This window comes from Cypionkella sp. PAMC25878 (genome assembly GCF_058135695.1).
Genome location: NZ_CM176871.1, coordinates 2624407 through 2644358 on the forward strand (window position 1 = coordinate 2624407; position 19952 = coordinate 2644358).

16 protein-coding genes are annotated in these 19952 nt (G+C 60.3%); 9 read left to right on the plus strand and 7 right to left on the minus strand.

What is annotated here, in order from left to right; translation table 11 throughout:
- The first annotated feature begins 454 nt into the window (after positions 1 to 454).
- The 9 genes from pdxR (at position 455) to ACS5RD_RS12775 (ending at position 13546) form a co-directional block, all read left to right on the plus strand.
- On the plus strand, positions 455 to 1915 hold the full coding sequence (gene pdxR, locus ACS5RD_RS12735; RefSeq protein WP_489927736.1) for a MocR-like pyridoxine biosynthesis transcription factor PdxR: 1461 nt from the start codon (positions 455 to 457) through the stop codon (positions 1913 to 1915).
- 190 nt (positions 1916 to 2105) lie between these two features.
- On the plus strand, positions 2106 to 3878 hold the full coding sequence (gene xsc, locus ACS5RD_RS12740; protein ID WP_489927737.1) for a sulfoacetaldehyde acetyltransferase: 1773 nt from the start codon (positions 2106 to 2108) through the stop codon (positions 3876 to 3878).
- Positions 3878 to 4618, plus strand: coding sequence for a TSUP family transporter (locus tag ACS5RD_RS12745; RefSeq protein ID WP_489927738.1), 741 nt, complete (start codon positions 3878 to 3880; stop codon positions 4616 to 4618). The genes xsc and ACS5RD_RS12745 overlap by 1 nt, the downstream gene beginning before the upstream one ends.
- 1 nt (position 4619) lies before the next feature.
- Entirely contained in the window at positions 4620 to 5690 is a 1071-nt protein-coding gene (locus tag ACS5RD_RS12750) for an acetate/propionate family kinase (RefSeq protein WP_489927739.1), read from the plus strand.
- 148 nt (positions 5691 to 5838) lie between these two features.
- Entirely contained in the window at positions 5839 to 8622 is a 2784-nt protein-coding gene (locus ACS5RD_RS12755; RefSeq protein ID WP_489927740.1) for a molybdopterin-dependent oxidoreductase, read from the plus strand.
- Positions 8619 to 9356 (plus strand): 4Fe-4S dicluster domain-containing protein, encoded by a 738-nt coding sequence (locus ACS5RD_RS12760; RefSeq protein ID WP_054008736.1) that lies wholly within the window; start codon positions 8619 to 8621, stop codon positions 9354 to 9356. Before ACS5RD_RS12755 ends, ACS5RD_RS12760 begins: the two co-directional genes overlap by 4 nt.
- The gene (locus ACS5RD_RS12765) at positions 9356 to 10225 is read left to right on the plus strand and encodes a dimethyl sulfoxide reductase anchor subunit family protein (protein WP_489927741.1); all 870 of its coding nucleotides are present in this window, start codon (positions 9356 to 9358) and stop codon (positions 10223 to 10225) included. The genes ACS5RD_RS12760 and ACS5RD_RS12765 overlap by 1 nt, the downstream gene beginning before the upstream one ends.
- A gap of 8 nt (positions 10226 to 10233) precedes the next feature.
- Complete coding sequence (locus tag ACS5RD_RS12770) at positions 10234 to 11106, plus strand: phosphotransferase (RefSeq protein WP_489927742.1); 873 nt, start codon at positions 10234 to 10236, stop codon at positions 11104 to 11106.
- 7 nt (positions 11107 to 11113) lie between these two features.
- Complete coding sequence (locus ACS5RD_RS12775) at positions 11114 to 13546, plus strand: GcvT family protein (RefSeq protein WP_489927743.1); 2433 nt, start codon at positions 11114 to 11116, stop codon at positions 13544 to 13546.
- Positions 13547 to 13548: 2 nt separating this feature from the next.
- Here ACS5RD_RS12775 and ACS5RD_RS12780 read toward each other — a convergent pair whose 3' ends face one another.
- From ACS5RD_RS12780 to ACS5RD_RS12810, 7 genes are read right to left on the minus strand one after another with little or no spacing between them, the layout of a single operon-like run.
- Entirely contained in the window at positions 13549 to 13863 is a 315-nt protein-coding gene (locus tag ACS5RD_RS12780) for an L-rhamnose mutarotase (protein WP_054008739.1), read from the minus strand.
- Between the two features lie 2 nt (positions 13864 to 13865).
- A complete protein-coding gene (locus tag ACS5RD_RS12785) occupies positions 13866 to 14675 on the minus strand; it encodes a sugar phosphate isomerase/epimerase family protein (protein WP_489927744.1) in 810 nt (269 codons plus the stop codon).
- 1 nt (position 14676) lies between these two features.
- Complete coding sequence (locus tag ACS5RD_RS12790) at positions 14677 to 15726, minus strand: Gfo/Idh/MocA family protein (RefSeq protein WP_489927745.1); 1050 nt, start codon at positions 15724 to 15726, stop codon at positions 14677 to 14679.
- Between the two features lies 1 nt (position 15727).
- On the minus strand, positions 15728 to 16444 hold the full coding sequence (locus tag ACS5RD_RS12795) for a FadR/GntR family transcriptional regulator (protein ID WP_489927746.1): 717 nt from the start codon (positions 16442 to 16444) through the stop codon (positions 15728 to 15730).
- Positions 16441 to 17400: an ABC transporter permease gene (locus tag ACS5RD_RS12800; protein ID WP_489927747.1), complete on the minus strand. Its 960-nt coding sequence runs from the start codon at positions 17398 to 17400 to the stop codon at positions 16441 to 16443. Before ACS5RD_RS12800 ends, ACS5RD_RS12795 begins: the two co-directional genes overlap by 4 nt.
- A complete protein-coding gene (locus tag ACS5RD_RS12805; RefSeq protein WP_489927748.1) occupies positions 17397 to 18413 on the minus strand; it encodes an ABC transporter permease in 1017 nt (338 codons plus the stop codon). Before ACS5RD_RS12805 ends, ACS5RD_RS12800 begins: the two co-directional genes overlap by 4 nt.
- On the minus strand, positions 18413 to 19912 hold the full coding sequence (locus tag ACS5RD_RS12810) for a sugar ABC transporter ATP-binding protein (RefSeq protein WP_489927749.1): 1500 nt from the start codon (positions 19910 to 19912) through the stop codon (positions 18413 to 18415). Before ACS5RD_RS12810 ends, ACS5RD_RS12805 begins: the two co-directional genes overlap by 1 nt.
- Between the last annotated feature and the right edge of the window lie 40 nt (positions 19913 to 19952).

The following is a 19952-nucleotide window of genomic DNA, read 5'->3' on the forward strand; positions in this document are numbered from 1 at the left end:
CGTAAATGAGCAGGATGAGTGGGAGCAAAGGTGCCACGACCAAGAACCTTACAAGGATCTCAGGCCCCAAGGGTCCGTTACAGGTGCTTAACGTATTCAAGACGCTTCCGTCGCACAGCAGTTCCGGCAGCGATATCATGATGAGCGCAAAGAACCACAGGACCACAAGTGCAGACGTGAGTTTCTTGATGGTCGGTGAGCCACGCCATAGCGCCTCTGCCCAAAGCATGAGCGGCAAAATGCCAAGCACAGCAATCGCGACAACTGTCGCACCAAAATCTTGCATCGTAGGGAAAGTCCTTCTTTGAACGATAGTACAGCATGGGTGCGGAAAGTTTCCAACTTTCATAGTTAATTGAAGGGCTGCCTTGTTTGATTTCAAGCGGGGCGGTGGTTGACTTGCGGGGCGTAACTGCGACTTATAAGTCCAGAAATCCGCAGCCATGAGGCCAGAATGTCGATCCCCGCCGAAGCTTTCGTGCTGCCGCCCGCTGCGCGCGGTACGTTGCAGCAACGCATCCGGCAGATGGTGACGGAAGGGGTGTTGTCGGGGCGGTTTCGCGCCGGGCAGAAGATGCCGTCGTCGCGGGGGCTGGCCGAGCATCTGGGCATCAGCCGGATCACGGTGACGTTGTCTTATGCGGAACTGGTTAGCGCGGATTATCTGATGGCGCGGGGGCGGTCGGGGTATTTCATCTCTGAGAATGCCCCGCGCGCGCCGGAGTTGCAGGCGCGGGCTCCGCGTGCCGAGGGCGTGGATTTCGCAGCCATGACAGGCGGGCGGTTTTCGCGGTTGGCGACGGTTAAGCGGCCCCTTGATTGGGAGAATTATCCGTTTCCGTTCATTTATGGTCAGGCCGATGCCAGTTTGTTTGATCATCAGAACTGGCGTTTGTGCGCGTTGCGGGCGCTGGGACGGAAGGATTTCGCCGCGCTGACCTCTGATATGTATGACCGCGATGATCCGTTGTTGATCGAGCATTTGCTGCGCTCGATCCTGCCGCGACGCGGGATTGCGGCGCGCGAGGATGAGGTGTTGCTGACGATGGGCGCGCAGAATGCTTTGTGGATCACCACGGCGGTTCTGCTCGGCGCTGGGCGGCGGGCGGTGGTGGAGAATCCGGGCTATTCGGGGCTGCGCGGGGTGCTGGAGCCTTCGGGGACGGAAGTGATCTCGGTCGATGTCGATGCTGATGGGCTGCCGCCGGATCGGTTGCCTGCGGGGGTGGATGTGGTGTTTACCACCGCCAGCCATCAATGCCCGACCAATGCGACCATGCCGTTGGAGCGGCGGCTGGCGCTGTTGGAGGCGGCGTCGCGCGAGGATTTTGTGATTGTGGAGGACGATTACGAGTTTGAGATGTCTTTCCTCAAACCCGTGTCGCCCGCGCTAAAGTCTTTGGATAGCGAGGGGCGGGTGATCTATGCGGGGTCGTTCAGCAAGTCGGTGTTTCCGGGGATGCGGTTGGGCTATCTGGTGGGGCCTGCGAGTTTTATCCGCGAGGCGCGGGCGTTGCGGTTGATGATGCTGCGGCATCCGCCGGGGCATATTCAGCGGACGGTGGCGTATTTTCTAAGCCTTGGGCATTATGATGCACTGATCAATCGGATGCGGAACGCGTATCGGCGCCGTCGGCAGGTGATGGAGGAGGCGATCCGCGACAATGGCTTGACGGTGGCCGGGCAGGGCGGCTTTGGCGGATCGAGTTTTTGGATGCGAGCCCCTGCGGGGGTGGATACGGAAGCGTTGGCTGAGGGATTGCGGGCGGAAGGCGTGTTGATCGAGCCGGGGCGGGCATTTTTTGACCCCGCGCAGGCGCCGCGGAATTTCTATCGGCTGGGGTATTCCTCGATTTCGCCCGCGAAGATCCCGGAGGGGATTGCGCGGATTGGGCGGGCGATCCGGGGGGCGTGAGGGAGTGTCCGCGCGTGGACATGAATTTTAATCTAGGTTTGGCAATGGCTTAATCTGTCATCTTCAGGATTTGCTAAGAGATTGCGCCCGCCGTGTTATCTGGACTTACCACGGTCTTCCTTCTGGCCCTAAGGCGGGATTGGACGGAGGGATAGAACGAGCTTAACCACAGAATTTCAGGAGATGCGCGATGCGGATGACCACGGAAGAAGCTTTTGTCAAAGTGCTGCAAATGCATGGCATTGAGCACGCGTTTGGGATCATCGGCTCGGCGTTCATGCCGATCTCGGATTTGTTTCCGCGTGCGGGCATTACGTTCTGGGACTGCGCACATGAAGGTTCGGGCGGGATGATGGCGGATGGCTACACCCGTGCGACCGGCAAGATGAGCATGATGATCGCGCAGAACGGGCCGGGGATTACCAACTTCGTCACGGCGGTGAAAACCGCCTATTGGAACCACACGCCGCTGTTGTTGGTCACGCCACAGGCGGCGAATAAGACGATCGGGATGGGGGGATTCCAAGAGGTTGAGCAGATGGCTTTGTTCGCCGATATGGTCGCCTATCAGGAAGAAGTGCGCGATCCGAGCCGGGTGGCAGAGGTGCTGAACCGGGTGATCATCAATGCCAAGCGGGCGAGTGCGCCTGCGCAGATCAACATGCCGCGCGATTACTGGACGCAGGTGATCGACATTGACCTGCCCGCGATTGTCGAATTTGAGCGGCCTTCGGGCGGCGAGGCGGCGATTGCGGCTGCGGCGGAATTGCTGTCATCGGCGAAGTTTCCGGTGATCTTGAATGGGGCTGGTGTGGTTTTGGGCGGGGCAATTCCTGCGAGCATGGCGCTGGCCGAAAGGTTGGATGCGCCGGTCTGTGTGGGCTATCAGCACAACGATGCATTTCCAGGCAGCCACCCGCTGTTTGCCGGGCCTTTGGGCTACAATGGCAGCAAGGCGGCAATGGAGTTGATTTCTGCTGCGGATGTGGTATTCTGCTTGGGTACCCGATTGAACCCGTTCTCAACGCTTCCCGGATACGCGCTGGACTATTGGCCTAAACAGGCCAAGATCATCCAAGTCGATATTAACCCTGATCGGATCGGGTTAACGAAGAAGGTGACTGTTGGCATTGTCGGCGACTCGAAAAAGGTCGCCGAGGCGGTTTTGGCGCGATTGGCCTCTACCGCCGGTGACCATGCGCGCAGCGAACGTAAAGCCAAGATCGCACAGACCAAATCGGCATGGGCGCAGGCTTTGTCCTCGATGGACCATGAGGAAGACGACGCGGGCACCACATGGAATCAGCGCGCACGGGCGGATAAGCCAGAGTGGATGAGCCCCCGGATGGCGTGGCGGGCGATTCAGGCGGCTTTGCCGAAAGAGGCAATTATTTCTTCCGACATTGGCAATAACTGCGCGATTGGTAATGCCTATCCGACGTTTGAGGCGGGGCGGAAGTATCTGGCTCCGGGCCTGTTCGGGCCTTGCGGTTATGGCCTGCCTGCGGTTGTGGGGGCGAAAATCGGTTGCCCGGATGTGCCGGTGGTCGGGTTCTCGGGCGATGGCGCCTTTGGCATTGCGGTGACGGAATTGACCGCGATTGGCCGGGGCGAGTGGCCTGCGATCACCCAAGTGGTGTTCCGCAACTATCAATGGGGCGCGGAGAAGCGCAACTCGACCTTGTGGTATGACGACAACTTTGTCGGCACCGAATTGGATACGCAGGTGTCTTATGCAGGCATTGCAAAGGCTTGCGGGCTGCAAGGTGTGGTGGCACGGACGATGGACGAGCTGACGGCGGCACTGCGGCAAGCGATCATCGACCAGAAGGCGGGCAAAACCACGTTAATTGAGGCGATGATCAATCAGGAGTTGGGCGAGCCGTTCCGCCGCGATGCGATGAAGAAACCCGTGGCGGTGGCGGGGATTGATGCGGCTGATATGCGCCAGCAGGTTGTTTGATGCCGTTTGATCTGGGGCTGGGCGCAAGCATCTGGATGGCGGTGGCGATTTTGGTCGCGGCCTTCATCCGGGGCTATTCCGGCTTTGGCTATTCGGCGATGGTGATTGCGGCCTCTGGCGTGGTCACCAATCCGCTGCATTTCGTGGCGGTGGTGGTGATCCTGGAGACGGCGATGAGCCTGCAAGCCGCGCGGGGGATCGGCGGCGATGTCGATTGGCGCAGGGTTTGGCTGATGATGGCGGGGGCAGCGGTTGGCCTGCCGCTGGGCTTGTGGGCGCTGACGGGGATCAGCGAGGAAGCGGCGCGGGCGGCGATCTCGGTCTATATTCTGGTGATGTGTGGGGTGTTGCTGGCAGGTTGGCGGCTGCGCGCGGAGGTGCGGGGGGCGGGCAATCTGGCAGCGGGGGTGGTCTCGGGTCTGGCCAATGCGCCGGGGATGGGCGGCTTGCCGATTGCGGCTTTCTTTGCCGCGCAGCCGATGCAAGCGGCGACGTTTCGCGCCACATTGATCGCGTTTTTCCCGCTGCTCGATCTCTATTCAGGGCCTTTGTATTGGTGGCATGGGCTGGTGACGTGGGACACGCTTTGGGCGGCGCTGGCGGCCTTGCCGCTGACGTTCTTGGGCAACTGGCTGGGATCACGGCATTTTCTGAACACCGATCCGCAGGATTTCCGCCGCTTTGCGATTTTGCTGCTGGGCGGGCTGGCGGTGATGGGGCTGATCAAGGCGGTGCTGTAAGATGTTGCTGGTGGTCAATGCCGGGTCATCCTCGGTCAAGCTGGCGGTGTTTGACGCGGATTTGCGCGAGGTTCTGGCGGGGTCGGTGACCGAGATTGGCGGGGCGGGACGGCTGAAAGTCGGCACTGTCGATCAGGATTGTGCGGCGGTTGATCACCAAGCGGCTTTGGCGCTGGCGTTCAAGGCGATGGCAGCGCAGGGCATTGGTTTGGGTGATCTGACGGCGGCGGCGCATCGGGTGGTGCATGGCGGTGAGGCTTTGGTGCGGCCGATGCGGGTGACAGATGCGGTGATTGCGGGGATTGCGGCTTGTGTGCCGCTGGCCCCGCTGCACAACCCTGGCAATCTGACGGCCATTCGGGCGCTGCAGGCACTGGCCTCCGATCTGCCGCAGTTTGTCAGCTTTGACACTGCATTTCATGCCAGCAACCCGGCGGTGGCGGTGACTTATGCGCTGCCTGTGGCAGAGCGGGCGCGCGGGCTGCGGCGCTATGGCTTTCACGGCATCAGTTACGGCGGTCTGGTGCGGCATTTGCAGGGCTTGGGCGCTTTGCCCGAGCGGTTGCTGGCGCTGCATCTGGGCAATGGCGCGTCGCTTTGTGCGATCCGGGGCGGCGTGTCGGTGGCAACGACGATGGGCTATTCGCCGCTGGACGGCATCACCATGGGCACGCGGACGGGCGGCATAGACGGCAATGCAGTGTTGCGGCTGGCGGAGCTGCACGGGATCGCGGGCGCGGGGCAGATTTTGAACCGCGAGAGTGGGTTGCTGGGCCTTGGCGGGTATAGCGACATGCGGGCGTTGCACGCGGCGGGCACGCCAGAGGCGGCGTTTGCGGTCGAGCATTTCTGCTATTGGGCGGTGCGGCACGCGGGCAGCATGATTGCGGCGATGGGCGGGCTCGATGCCATCGCCTTCACCGGTGGCATTGGCGAGAATGACGCGATGGTGCGTGGGCGGATTGTGCGCGGTTTGGCATGGGCCGGGGATGCTCCCGTGCATATCGTGGAGGCTGAGGAAGAACGCTCGATTGCGGTCGAGGCCTTGGCGCTGCTGCGGTCTGGTGCGTAACCACATGGGGGCGTGGGTTTTTCCGGTTTTACGATGGCGGGGCGGAGGTTTTTCCGAGATTGCGGCGAATGTCGTGACCCTGTGTCGCAATCGGGCTTGTTTGGTGGAAAACTTCCGTCCAGATTGACGGTAGACGCTTGGGGGGAAGATGACTGTTCAGCCGAAGATTGACACCTCGCCCCCGGTTTCGGACGAAATCCGCAAGACCACCTGCTATATGTGCGCCTGCCGCTGCGGCATCAATGTGCATCTGAAGGAGGGCCGCGTCAGCTATATCGAGGGCAATCGCGACCATCCGATCAACAAGGGCGTGCTTTGTGCCAAGGGTGCGTCGGGGATCATGCAGGTGACGGCGCCGTCGCGGTTGCGCGCGCCTTTGCGCCGCGTCGGGCCGCGTGGATCGGGGGCGTTTGAGGAGATTTCCTGGGACGAGGCTTTGGCTTTGGCAGTGTCCTGGATGAAGCCGTTGCGCGAAACAGCCCCCGAGAAGCTGGCGTTTTTCACCGGGCGCGATCAGTCGCAAAGCTTTACCGGCTGGTGGGCGCAGGCGTTTGGCACGCCAAATTACGCGGCCCACGGTGGGTTTTGTTCGGTGAACATGGCGGCGGGCGGGATTTACACTATCGGCGGCGCGTTCTGGGAATTTGGCGCGCCAGATTGGGAGCGCACCAAGCTGTTCGTGCTGTTCGGTGTGGCGGAAGATCACGATAGCAACCCAATCAAGATCGGTCTGGGCAAGTTGAAAGAACGCGGAGCCCGCGTGATCGGCGTTAACCCCATTCGCACCGGCTATAATGCGGTCGCCGATGACTGGCTGGGCATCACTCCCGGCACCGATGGGCTGTTGATCCTGTCGCTGATCCACTGTCTGCTTGCGGCTGGCAAGGTCGATCTGGAGTATCTGGCGCGCTACACCAATGCGCCGTTGCTGGTGGTGGAGGATGGCCCGGAAAAGGGGCTGATCGCGAAGAATGCCGAAAGCCAACCCTTTGTGATTGATCGCAGAACCGGCGCGTCAGCGCCTTGGGACGGCAAGGGCGTGCAGCCCGATCTGGGTGCCAGCTATCAGGGCAATCGCACAGTGTTTCAGCATATGGCGGAGAAATATCTGTCGGATGACTACGCGCCCGAAGCGGTGGCCGCGCGCTGCGGTATTGCGGCGGATCGCATCCGGGCTTTGGCCGCCGAACTGGCGCATGTGGCGTTTGATCAGGCGATTGAGATTAAGCAATCCTGGACCGATTTCCGCGGCGATTTCCACGAAACGATGCCGGGGCGGCCTGTGTCTTTCCACGCCATGCGCGGGATTTCGGCGCATTCTAACGGCTTTCAAACCGCCCGCGCTTTGCATCTGTTGCAGATCGTTCTTGGCACGGTGGAAGTGCCAGGCGGATACCGTCTGAAGCCGCCCTATCCAAAACCGATGGAGGCGCATCCGACGCCGCATTTTGTCACCGCCCCCGGAAAGCCGCTGTCAGGGCCGCACTTAGGCTATGTGCGCGGGCCGGAAAATCTGGCGTTGAAGGAAGACGGCTCGCCGGTACGGATTGATAAGGCGTTTACGTGGGAGAACCCTTTTTCGGCGCATGGGTTGATGCATATGCTGATCCCGAATGCCCATGCCGGCGATCCGTATCGCATTGATACACTGTTTCTCTATATGGCCAATATGGCGTGGAATTCTTCGATGAATTCGGCTAAGGTCATGGAAATGTTGACAGATAAAACGCCGGATGGCGAATATGTCATCCCCCGCATCATCTATTCTGACGCCTATGCCAGCGAAATGGTGGCCTATGCCGACCTGATCCTGCCCGATACCACCTATCTGGAACGGCACGATTGCATTTCGCTGCTCGACCGCCCGATTTCCGAACCGGATGCGGCGGGCGATAGTATTCGCTGGCCGGTGGTGGAGCCCGACCGCGATGTGCGGCCGTTCCAGTCGGTGTTGCTGGATCTGGGCGCGCGGCTGGGGCTGGCGCCGATGGTTAAGGAAGATGGCACGCCGAAGTACAAGGACTACGCCGATTACATCGTGAACCACATTCGCCGCCCCGGCGTCGGGCCGCTGATCGGCTTTCGCGGCGATGGCACGGCAGAGGGGCGCGGCGATGCCAACCCCGACCAACTGGCGCGCTACATCGAAAATGGCGGGTTTTATCAAGCCCATGTGCCGGAGGAGGGGGCCTTCTACAAGCCGTGGAACATGGCCTATCAGGACTGGGCGGTGAAAACCTCGTTTTACGAGTCTCCGCAGCCCTATCTGTTCTCAATCTGGTCGGAGCCTATGCGCAAATTCCAGATGGCCGCCGAGGGGCTGGGGGCGATTCAGCCGCCCGATCATCTGCGCGCGCGGCTGAAACAAGCGATGGAGCCGCTGCCGATCTGGTATCCGCCGTTTGGCGATCTGGAGGCCACTGGCTGGGGCTACCCGATCCACGCGATCACGCAGCGCCCGATGGATATGTATCATTCCTGGGGCAGTCAGAACGCGTGGCTGCGGCAAATTCGGGGCACGAATTTTCTCTATCTGCCGACGAAAATCTGGGTTGAGCAAGGCTTTGCCGAGGGCGATTATGCAAGGGTGATCTCGCCCAATGGCGGCATCACAGTGCCTGTCGCGCATATGGCGGCACTGAACGAGCACACGGTCTGGACGTGGAATGCGATTGGCAAACGCAAGGGCGCTTGGGCGTTGGACGCGGGTGCCTCCGAGGCCACGACGGGGTTTTTGCTGAACCATTTGATTTCCGAACTTTTGCCGGACAAGGGCGATGGTGCGCGGCTGTCGAACTCTGATCCGGTGACGGGACAGGCCGCGTGGTTCGATTTGCGGGTGCGGATTGAGCGGGTTGGCGCAAAGACGCAATCTGAACCAAGCTTCGCGCCGATCCCGCGCGTGGTGCCGCAAGGGGGGGAGCGCGCATGACCAGTTTACCCGTTTCGACAGAAAAGCGGCTGGGTCTGGCAATCGATCTGGACACTTGCGTCGGATGTCAGGCTTGCGTGACGGCTTGCAAGGGCTGGAACGATCAGGGCTATGGCGTGCCTTTGTCAGATCAAAATCCTTATGGTGCAGAGCCTTCCGGGGTATTTTTAAATCGGGTTCACAGCTATGCCGTGCAACCTATTGATGGCGCTGCACAAACGATCAATTTCCCGCGTTCCTGCCTGCATTGCGAAGATGCGCCCTGCGTCACGGTTTGCCCGACCGGGGCGAGCTATAAGCGCAGCGAAGATGGCATCGTGTTGGTAAATGAGGATGCCTGCATCGGCTGCGGCCTGTGCGCTTGGGCCTGCCCTTATGGCGCGCGCGAGATGGACGCGGCAGCGGGGGTGATGAAGAAATGCACGCTCTGCGTGGACCGGATTTACAATGAAAACCTGCCCGAGGAAGACCGCGAGCCCGCCTGCGTGCGCGGCTGCCCGACAGGCGCGCGGCATTTTGGCGATTTTGCTGACCCGGATAGCAAGGTCAGCCGGTTGAGTGCCGCGCGCGGGGGCTATGCTTTGATGCCCGATCTGGGGACCAAACCGGTTAACCGCTATCTGCCGCCACGTAAGAAGGATGTGCGGCAGGATGCCAGCATTCTGGCACCTCTGTTGGACATTAAGGCCAGTGGTTTTGCCGGATGGCTTGACCGCGTGTTGGGGAAGATCTGATGCATCCGGCACCTTCGGTTATTGTGTTTTCGGTGCTGTCGGGGGCAGGGTTTGGACTGCTGTTCTACCTTGGGTTTGGCTTTGCACATCCGTCCGGGCTCATGGCCTTTCTGTGGTGGGGCTTGGGCTATAGCCTTGCGGTGATTGGTCTTTTGGCCTCGACCTTCCATTTGGGCAATCCAAAGCGGGCGTGGCGGGCGTTCACGCAATGGCGGACAAGCTGGCTTTCGCGCGAGGCTTGGGCTTCGGTTGCGGCCTTGGTTTTGTTGGCTCCGATGGCGCTGTCGGATTGGTTGGATTTGGGCCTGCCGCGCCCGTTCGGCTGGCTTGGTGGGGCGTTGGCGCTGCTGACGGTGTTCACGACTTCGATGATTTATACGCAGATCAAAGCGGTGCCGCGCTGGCATCATTGGTTAACACCCGTGATGTTTTTAAGCTTTGCGCTGGCAGGGGGGGCGGTGCTGGCGGGGCAAAGCTATGCTGCAGTGTTGCTGGCTGCTCTGGTCGTGATGTTGCTGGCGATTTGGCAGGTGGGCGATGACCAATTTGCGCGTCGGGCACAGACTTTGGGCACCGCGACTGGGCTTGATCGGATCGGCGACGTGACGGTGTTTGAGCAGGCGCATACGGCGGGAAATTATCTGCTGCGCGAGATGATTTTCGTGGTGGGCCGCAAACATGCACAGAAATTACGGGCGATTGCATTGGCACTGGCGGCGGTAATTCCGGCGGGTTTGCTGGCGATTTCGGGCGAGGTTTGGGCTTTTGCCTTGGCTGCGATATGCCATTTGATCGGCGCTTTGGCCGCCCGCTGGTTGTTCTTTGCAGAGGCCGAGCATGTGGTAGGCTTGTTTTACGGCAAACGCTAGGAGGTGCGATGACTCCGCTGCAAAGGGTGCAAAATCTGCCGATCTGGCAAGGGGTGGTGCGGGTGGAACCCCTCGGTGGTGGCATCACCAATCTGAACTTTATCGTGGAAGATGATGCACAAAAGGTGGTGGTGCGGATCGGCGACGACATTCCGCTGCACCAGATCTTGCGGTTCAATGAATTGTCGGCCAGCCGCGCGGCCCATGCGGCGGGAGTATCACCAGCGGTGATTTACCATGAACCGGGGGCCCTGGTGATAACCCATATTCAGGGCCGCACCATGACGCCTGCGGATTTTGCCGATGATGCGGTGCTGGATCAGGCCTTGGCCTTGGTGGCGCGGGCACATCGCGAAATTCCGCTGCATTTACGGGGGCCTGCGCTGGTGTTCTGGGTGTTTCATGTGCTGCGCGACTATGCCGGGACGCTGCGGGATGCGGGATCTGGCTATGCCTCGGCGCTGCCGGAATTGTTGGCGCAGGCTGCGCTGCTAGAGGTTGCGGTGGGGCAGATTGACTTGGTGTTTGGGCATAACGATCTGCTTGCCGCGAATTTCCTGCATGATGGCACGCGGATGTGGTTAATCGACTGGGATTATGCCGGGTTTAACGCGCCATTGTTTGATCTCGGCGGGCTGGCGGCGAACACTGGCCTGACTGCGGCGCAAGAAGCGCGGATGCTGGGGGCCTATTTTGATCGGGCGCCAGACGGTGATTTATGGCGCAAATACAAAGCGATGAAGGCGGCGGCGGCGCTGCGCGAGACGCTGTGGAGCATGGTGTCTGAGATATATTCCGAGATTAATTTCGACTATGCCGCCTACACTGCGCAAAATCTTTCCACCTATCGGGCAGCGTTTGCAGCCTTTGAAACCGCTTGAGGATAACATGGTTGACTTACCCACGACCGCGCGAGCTGTCATCATTGGCGGCGGGATTATTGGCTGCTCGACCGCCTATCACATGGGGAAATTGGGCTGGACTGACACGGTTTTGCTGGAAAGGAAAAAGCTAACCTCGGGGACGACGTTTCATGCGGCGGGGTTGGTGGGGCAGCTCAGAACATCGGCTAACATCACGCAATTATTGGGCTATTCGGTGGAGTTGTACAAACGTCTTGAATCCGAGACGGGGTTGCAAACCGGTTGGAAAATGAACGGCGGCTTGCGTTTGGCCTGCAATGAGGCGCGCTGGACGGAGGTGAAACGTCAGGCGACGACGGCGAAATCTTTCGGTCTGGAAATGCACTTGCTGACGCCGCAAGAGGCGCAGGATTTGTGGCCATTGATGACGATTGAGGACCTTGTTGGGGCGGCTTACCTGCCGACGGATGGGCAGGCGAATCCTTCAGATATCACGCAAAGCCTCGCGAAAGGCGCGCGGATGGCGGGGGTGAAGATTTTTGAAGACACGCCGGTGACGCGGGTGATCGTTGAAAATGGCCGGATTCGGGGGGTGGAAACGCCGTATGGCGTGGTGGAATGCGAGAAGGTGATTTGCTGCGCCGGACAGTGGACTCGAGTTTTGGCGGGCTCGGTGGGGGTGAATGTGCCGCTGGTTTCGGTGGAACATCAGTATATGATTACCGAGCGTATTGAAGGGGTTACACCGGGTCTGCCAACCCTGCGCGACCCGGATCGGCTGACCTATTGGAAAGAAGATGTCGGTGGTTTGGTCTGGGGTGGCTATGAGCCAAACCCGAAACCCTGGGCGGTGAAGGGCATCCCAGAGGACTTTCATTTCGATCTGCTGACCTCGGATTTTGACCATTACAGCCAGTTCATGGAGGACGCGATTGCGCGGGTGCCTGCGCTGGCGACGGCGGGGGTGAAGCAGCTGTTGAACGGGCCCGAGAGCTTCACGCCGGATGGCAATTTCATCTTGGGCGAAGCACCAGAGTTGAAGAATTTCTATGTGGGTGCAGGTTTTAATGCCTTTGGCATCGCCTCGGCTGGCGGCGCAGGCATGGCTTTGGCGGAATGGGCGGCGAAGGGGGAAGCGCCGTATGATCTGTGGCCGGTGGACATTCGCCGCTTTGGCCGTGTGCATCAGTCGACCGATTGGGTGCGGACGCGGACACTGGAGGCTTACGGCAAACATTACACCATCGCTTGGCCGTCTGAGGAAATGCAGTCGGCGCGGCCGACACGACGCTCGGCTTTGTACGGGCATTTGCAGGCGGCGGGGGCGTGTTTTGGCGAGAAATTGGGCTGGGAGCGCCCGAATTGGTTCGCCGATCTGTCAGTTGGCGAAGTACCGGTCGATTGCTATTCCTACCAGCGCCCCGGTTGGTGGGATCAGGTGCGGCGCGAACATTTGGCGTGCCGGGAAGGAGCGGTGCTGATTGATCAAAGCTCGTTCGCGAAGTTTGTGCTGAAAGGGCCGGATGCAGCCAAGGCATTGAATTATATTGCAGCGGGGAATGTGGATCGGGCGGTGGGGGGGCTGACCTATACGCAGTTGTTGAACGCGCGCGGCGGGATTGAAGCTGATGTGACGGTGGCTCGGACAGCTTGGGATGAGTTTTACATTGTCACCGGCACCGGCTTTGCGACGCATGATTTCGACTGGATTTCACGCAATTTGACCGGGAATTGTCAGTTGGTCGACGTGACCTCGGGCTCGGCGGTGCTGTCGCTGATGGGGCCGGTGGCGCGCCGCGTTTTGGCGCGGGTGTGCCCGGATGATCTGTCGAATGAGGGGTTCAAATTTGGTACCGCGCGGCGGATTTCGGTGGCGGGTTGCCCGGTTTTGGCGTTGCGGGTGACCTATGTCGGCGAGCTCGGCTGGGAATTGCACATGCCGACCGATGCGGCAGTGACGGTGTATGAGGCGCTGATGGCGGTCGGCGGTGTGGTGAACGCAGGCTACCGCGCGATTGAAACCTTGCGATTGGAGAAGGGGTATCGGGCTTGGGGTGCGGATATTGGGCCGGATCATACGCCGGTTGAGGCAGGTTTGCTTTGGGCCTGCAAGATGAAATCCGGGGTGGATTTTCTGGGCCGTGCGGCGCTGGCAGCACAGCTTTCGGGCGGGGTTAAGAAGCGGTTGGCGGCGTTTACCGTCGATGATCCCTCGGTGATTTTGCTTGGGCGGGAAACAATCTACCGCAATGGCGAGCGGGTGGGTTGGCTGTCTTCGGGCGGGTTTGGCCACACGATCGGCAAGCCGATTGGCTATGGTTATGTGCGCCACGCGGGCGTGGACGAGACGTTCATGACAAGCGGCAGCTATGAGCTGGAGGTCGCGTCAGAGCGGGTCGCGGCCAAGCTGCATCTGGGTGCGCTTTATGATCCGACGGGGGCGCGGATCAAGGCGTAAGATCACGCCATGTAGAACTGTTTTGGCAGCAAATACGGGTAGTTGGTGGTGGGGTCGATCTCGATTTTCATGATTGGGGCCATCCATTCACCCCAGCGTTTGTCGACGGGCGATGTCCGCAGATAAGCTTTGGTGGCCTCTAAATCATCGGTTTCAAAGAAGCCGAACAGGGTTAATCCGTGGCGGAAAATGTTGTAGTTGCGGATGCCGGCTGCGCGCAGGGTCTCCAACATTTCGGGCCAGATTTCGTCATGGCGCTTGAGGTATTCAACCTCGTATCCGGGGCGGACTTCCAGCACCCAAGCATATCCGGGCATAGTTAACCTTTCCAGTTTTGGAAACAATCGCGCAGCAGGATGGTTTCTGTCAGCACGTCTTCTGTGAGAGTGTTCATGTAATCCTGATGCACGACCTCAAGGGCGAGGTGGCCCTGATAGCCAGCGTCGCGCAGGGTGGCGAACATGGCCGGGAAATTGAGGGTGCCTTGGGCGAATTTGGTTTGCAAATAGCCCATTTTGGCTTGGCGCAGATGGACATGGGTGGCGTGTTTGGCGAGCGGGTCGATTTCGTCCTGACGGTAGCCGAGGCAGGTGAAGTGGCTGTAATCTAACGCCAATCCGATGCCGGTCTGGTCGATCAGGCGTTGGGTCAGGGCGGGGCTTTCGGCCCAACTTTGCACATGGGGCTCAACGCAGAGTTTGGCGTTGTGGTGGGTCGCGACTTCCAGCAGGGCTTTGATCGATTCGGTGGCTTTCTGGGCGGCTTGATCGCGGGATTGGCCGGGATTGATGATGCCGGGCAGGATGAACACCGAGGCGATATCGGCAGCATCGGCAAAGGCCAGAACGGATTCTATATCTTTGATATTTAGGGAGATTGTGCCGGGGAGCGATAGATTTTGGCCGCTGAGGCCTTCGCCAAACAGATGGTAATAATTCGGGACGGTGACGCCAAGGCTGCGCAGCGGCTCTGCCGCCGCTTTCGGATCGGCAAGAATTTCCGATTTGTTAAGACCTGAGCGGTAAGACAGACCCACATCCAGCGCGCCGATGCCCAAAGCGCGGCTGATGGCGGCACATTCTTGCAAACTACAAGCGGGGAACGACCATGACGTAAGTGACAGTTTCATCTTAACCCTCGATCTGCACGGCAGCGCCTGCGGCCGCAGAGGCATACATCGCGGCGATTGCCTCGGTGACGCGGGCGCCATTTTCGCCGTTTGCCGGGTTGCCGACGGGTTGTCCGGCGCAGAGGGCGGCGAAATGCGTGACGGGGAGTGTGCCGTCGTAATCGGCCTCTCCGGGGGCCATTGCGTAGGTTTCATTGCTGCCGTCAAGACGCGACAGTTCAAGCCGGGCGCGGCCGGATTCGCAATCAAACCAGATGACACCTTCGGTGCCGTAAAGGCGGATGTCGGTGTGCATGCCGCGTTGTTTCGGCACGGTGGAGGAACCGGATAGGGCTACGGTCGCGCCATTGGTGCAGCGTCCCACGGCGGCGTCGTAGTAATCGACCCCGGTTTTTGATTTGCCATCAAGGCAGTAGATGGATTGGAATTTCACATCGGCGACATGACAGAGCCATGCCAGCGAATGGCTCATCTGGCCCCAAGCGTAACCGCCAGCTTTCGCCGGATCAGACCATGTCGAGGCCGGGGGGCGGAACAGGTGGTTGGCGGTTTCCAGCATCGGCTCACCCGCCATCAGATCATCCAGCGCGCTGCCCATTTGGCAGACGGCGTGGCGGATCTGGCCGATTTTGCCGCTGCGCACCCATGTGGCGGCTTGGGCGGTGAAGCTTGTGTAGTTGAGGCCGGTGGAGATCAGAACTTCTCGGTTGGCCGCAATTCCGGCGGCGGCTATGGCACGGCCATCGGTGGCGGATGTGGCCATCGGCTTTTCGACCAGAACATGGGCGCCAACTTGCAGAGCGGCGATGGCGGGGCGGGTGTGGGCGACGTGGGGGGTGGAGATGATCACGCCGTCGAGGGCTTCGGCTTTGATCATTGCGGCCACATCGCTGTAGCGCGCGGTGATGCCAAATTGGTCGCCGACTTGTTGCAGGCGCGCTGGATCAAGATCACAAATGGCGATTTTGTCAACGTTGCCAGAGGCTTGAAGCGCAGGAATATGATTGAAGCAGGCCCACCAGCCGATGCCGACGACTCCGATTTTCGCCATGTTAATCTTCCTGTGCAACGGTGGATTGGTAAACGTTCTGCATATGCGCCTCGGCTGCCGCTGCTGCCGCTGCCGGGTCGTGGGCTTTCAGGGCGTCCAGAAGGCGGCGGTGGTCTTGCAGCGATTGATCCAGAACGCCAGGGCGTTCCGAGGCGCGTTTGCGGAACTCTAGCCCAATGACGTTCAAGGTTTCGCCGATGCGTTTCAGGAAAGCGTTGCCGGAACCGATCCAGATGATTTCGTGGAACTCAAAGTCGGATTTACGGAAGGCCAGCGCATCGCCAATGGTGTCGTGTTGGGCGGTGAGGACGGCCTCAAGCCGGGCCAGATCGGCGTCTGTGATGTTGACGGCGGCGCGCCGGGCGACGTCGGATTCGATGAGGGAGCGGGCGTCGTAAAGCTCACGGATGTTCATCTGTTCGAGCGACAGGTAGAACTGGATCGGGCCAAGCAGCGCATCTGGGCCAAGATCAGAGATATACGCACCGCCGCCTTGGCGTGATTTCACCACGCCCAAGACCGCCAGCCCCCGCATCGCCTCGCGCACCGAGGGGCGCGAGACGTCCAGCGACAGCGCCAGATCACGCTCGGGCGGCAGGGCGTCTCCGGCTTTCAGCACGCCGGATTTTACCATGTCGAGGATGCGGCGGACCACCATTTCAGCGACGGATTCGCGCTGGATCGGGGTTTCAAATTCGATGCGGATGGGATCGGTCATGCTGCAACCTCGGGCTTGAGGGACCTAGGGGTAGGGAGTTTGATGCGCGGGATCACTACGGATGCGATCAACAATAGACCAATCACTCCGGTTTGGATATGGCCGGTGATGCTGAGCAGCGCCATGCCATTGCGCAGGTTTAGCACGATCAGGATTGAGAGCAGGGTGCCGATCAAGGTGCCTTTGCCGCCGAAAATGCTGACGCCGCCCAAGAGGACGATGGTGATCACGTCAAGCTCAAAGCCGGAAGCGACATCGCCGCGCACGGCCCCTACGCGGGCGGCATAGAGCAGGCCTGCGAAAGCGGCGGCGGTGCCGGACATGGTGAAGATGATGATCTTGTGGCGGGCGGTGTCGATGCCTGCAAAGTCGGCGACGTCACGGTTTGAGCCGATGACATAGGTTTTGCGCCCGAAACCGGAGCGTTCGAGCAGGATATAGAGCAGGACGAACAGCACGATGAAGGCGATCAGGGCGAAGGGCACCGGGCCGATCAAGCCCTTTTGGCCCAAGGCTGCGAACCAATCGGGGAAACTGCCGATGCCGCGATCTTCCAGCATGACGCGGGCGAGGCCGCGAAAGCCGATCAGGGTGGCGAGGGTGACGACAAGGCTGGGCAGGCCCAAACGGGCGACAAACCAACCGTTGAACAGGCCGCCTGCAACGCCGATGCAGAGGCAGATCAGGATCACCAGCGGCGCGGGGACGCCCATTTGGTAAAGATAGCCGAAGGTGCAGGCGGAAAGCCCCATCATCGAGCCAACCGAGAGGTCAATCTCGGCGTTGATGATCACGAAAGTCATCACGAGGGCGAGGATGATTTTCTCAATCGACAGTTGGAACAGGTTGATTTGGTTTGATATGCCAAGGAAATCCGGGGCGGCGATGGCGTTGAAGGTGAAGATCGCCACGAGGCAGGCGAACAGGAAGCCTTCCCAGCTGAACAGACGACTCATTTTGCAGCCTCCTTGGATTTTTTGGCGCGGAGTTTGGCGAGGCGGCGCGACAGGATGGTGTCGGTGGCGACGGCGAGCAGGATCAGCGCGCCAAGCACCGCCTCGCGCCAGAACTCGCTGACCACGGCCCAACGAACGAGGGAGGTTTCCAACAGATCGACGAGGATTGCGCCGAGGAACGCGCCGATCACCGAACCCGATCCGCCGAAGATATTGACGCCGCCGACGACCGATGAGGCGACGGATTTCAGCTCAAACCCCAGCCCCGCGACCACGGTGATATTGCCGAAACGGGCGAGGAACATGAAGCCCGCAAGGCCCGCCATCAGGCCGGAGAGGGCGAAGGCGGCGAAGACCACGCGCTTGGCGTCGATGCCGGCCATGTCGGCTGCTTCGGGGTTGGAGCCGACGGCGAATAACGCGCGGGCGGGGCGCAGGCGGGTGAGGCAGAGGTGGACGAGGATGACGACGACGAGGCTCGCGGTGAAGCCGGCGCGGAATTCCAGCGTGCCGATCGAGAACACCGGCAGGTTGGGGAAATCGGTCAGCCATGCGGGCAGGCTGTCGGAGGTGATGGATTTGGCGTTGGAATATTCGACGAGAAACGAGCGGAATAGGGCCATTGTGGCGAGGGTGACGATGATCGACGGCACGCGTGCATAGGCGACCAAGAGGCCGTTGACGGTGCCAAAGCTGATGCCGACGAGGGCGGAGTAGAGCAGCAAAAGCAAGGGGTTGAGGTCGGGGTGGTTGGTGATGATGGAGCCGGTGGCGAAGGCGGTAAAGCCCACAACAGAGCCGACAGATAGGTCGATATTGCGGGTCAGGATCACCAAGGTTTGCCCGGTGGCGATCAGCGCCATGATGGCGACCGACGACGAAATCCGGTTGAACAGGCGGCCGTTCAGGTAGCCTTCGATCTGGGAGGCGAAGAACAAAATGACGATGGCAAGCACCGCGAGCAGCGCAAGGATGCGCAAAGCGGCGGGGGAGAGGCGGGAAAGCAGAGCCATCAGGCGGCGTCCTTTTGTCCGGTGGCAAGTGCCATGATGGATTCTTGGCTGGCGTCGTCGTGGTTAAGGATCGCCATCTGACGACCCTCGCGCATCACCAGAATACGGTCGCCGAGGGCGAGGACCTCTGGCAGATCGGAGGAAATCACCAAGGCGGTGCCGCCAGCCGCTGTGAAAGCGCGGATCAGGGCGTGGACCTCGGCTTTGGCGCCGACGTCGATGCCTCGGGTGGGTTCATCGACGATCAGAAGGTCGGGCGCCATGTTCAGCCATTTCGCCAGCATCACCTTTTGCTGGTTGCCTCCCGAGAGATTGCCTACGGCGATATCTGTGTTCGGCGTACGAATGTTCAGTTTTTGCTTGTAGTCCCAAGCGGTTGCGATCTCGGCATGGGTGTTGATCAGACCCATGGGAGTCAGGTATTTTTGCAAGGTCGCAAGGCTGATGTTCCAGCGGATCGGCAGCGCCATCGCCAGACCCAGCTTGCGGCGATCTTCGGACACATAAGCGATGCCTGCGTCAATCGCCTGCCGCGACGAGGTGACTTTCAAAGGCGCGCCTTTGTAAGTCACTGTTCCGGCGCTGGTTTTCAGCATCCCGAACAGCGCCAAAGCCACATCAGTGCGGCGTGCGCCGATCAGGCCCGCCATCGCAAGGATTTCACCGCGTTTGATGTCGAAAGAGATGTCTTGAAACACGCCATCGACGCTCAGGCCCTGCACAGACAGCAAAGTTTCCGATGTGGCGGTCGAAGGCATCTTGGTGAAATAATTGCCAACCTCACGTCCGACCATCTCGGCGATGAGGGTTTGCGGATCGGTGTCGGCGATCCGTTTGGTCGAGATATGCTTGCCATCGCGGATCACCGAAACCCGGTCCGCAAGCTGAAAAACCTCCTCCAATCGGTGCGAGATATAGACCACAGACACCCCATCATCGGCCAAAGCGCGGGCGATGCGGCGGAGTTCACTGGCCTCATGCGCGGAAAGGCTGGCGGTGGGTTCGTCCATGATCAGCACGCGGACGTCTTGGGACAGGGCACGGGCGATTTCAACCGCTTGCTGCTCGGCGAGCGACAGGCCGGATGCGATGCGGTCCACGTCCAGCGTCATTCCGATCCGGGCAATGAGATCTCGCGCGGCGCGGCGCATGGCGGGGCGGTTGAGGAACAGACCGGAAGTAGCTGAAATAAATATGTTTTCGGTGACATCCAGATCGGGAAACACCATCGGTTCTTGGTAAATTGCAGCAATTCCCCGCAACCGGGCGGCTTTCGATCCGTTCAGCACGACGGGGGCACCGTCAACCTCCAGCACACCCGAGGAGGGTTGGTGAATCCCGGTCATGATTTTGATCATGGTAGATTTGCCCGCACCGTTCTCGCCGACGATGGCGTGAACCTCGCCGGGAAACAGTTCCAGCGTCATATCGGTCAAGGCGGCGGTCATCCCGAAATTCTTCGAGACTCCGCGCAGCGCGAGCGTGGGGGCTAAGGTCATAGGGTCAATCCGTCGAGAGGGACGCGGCCGGATCGACTCC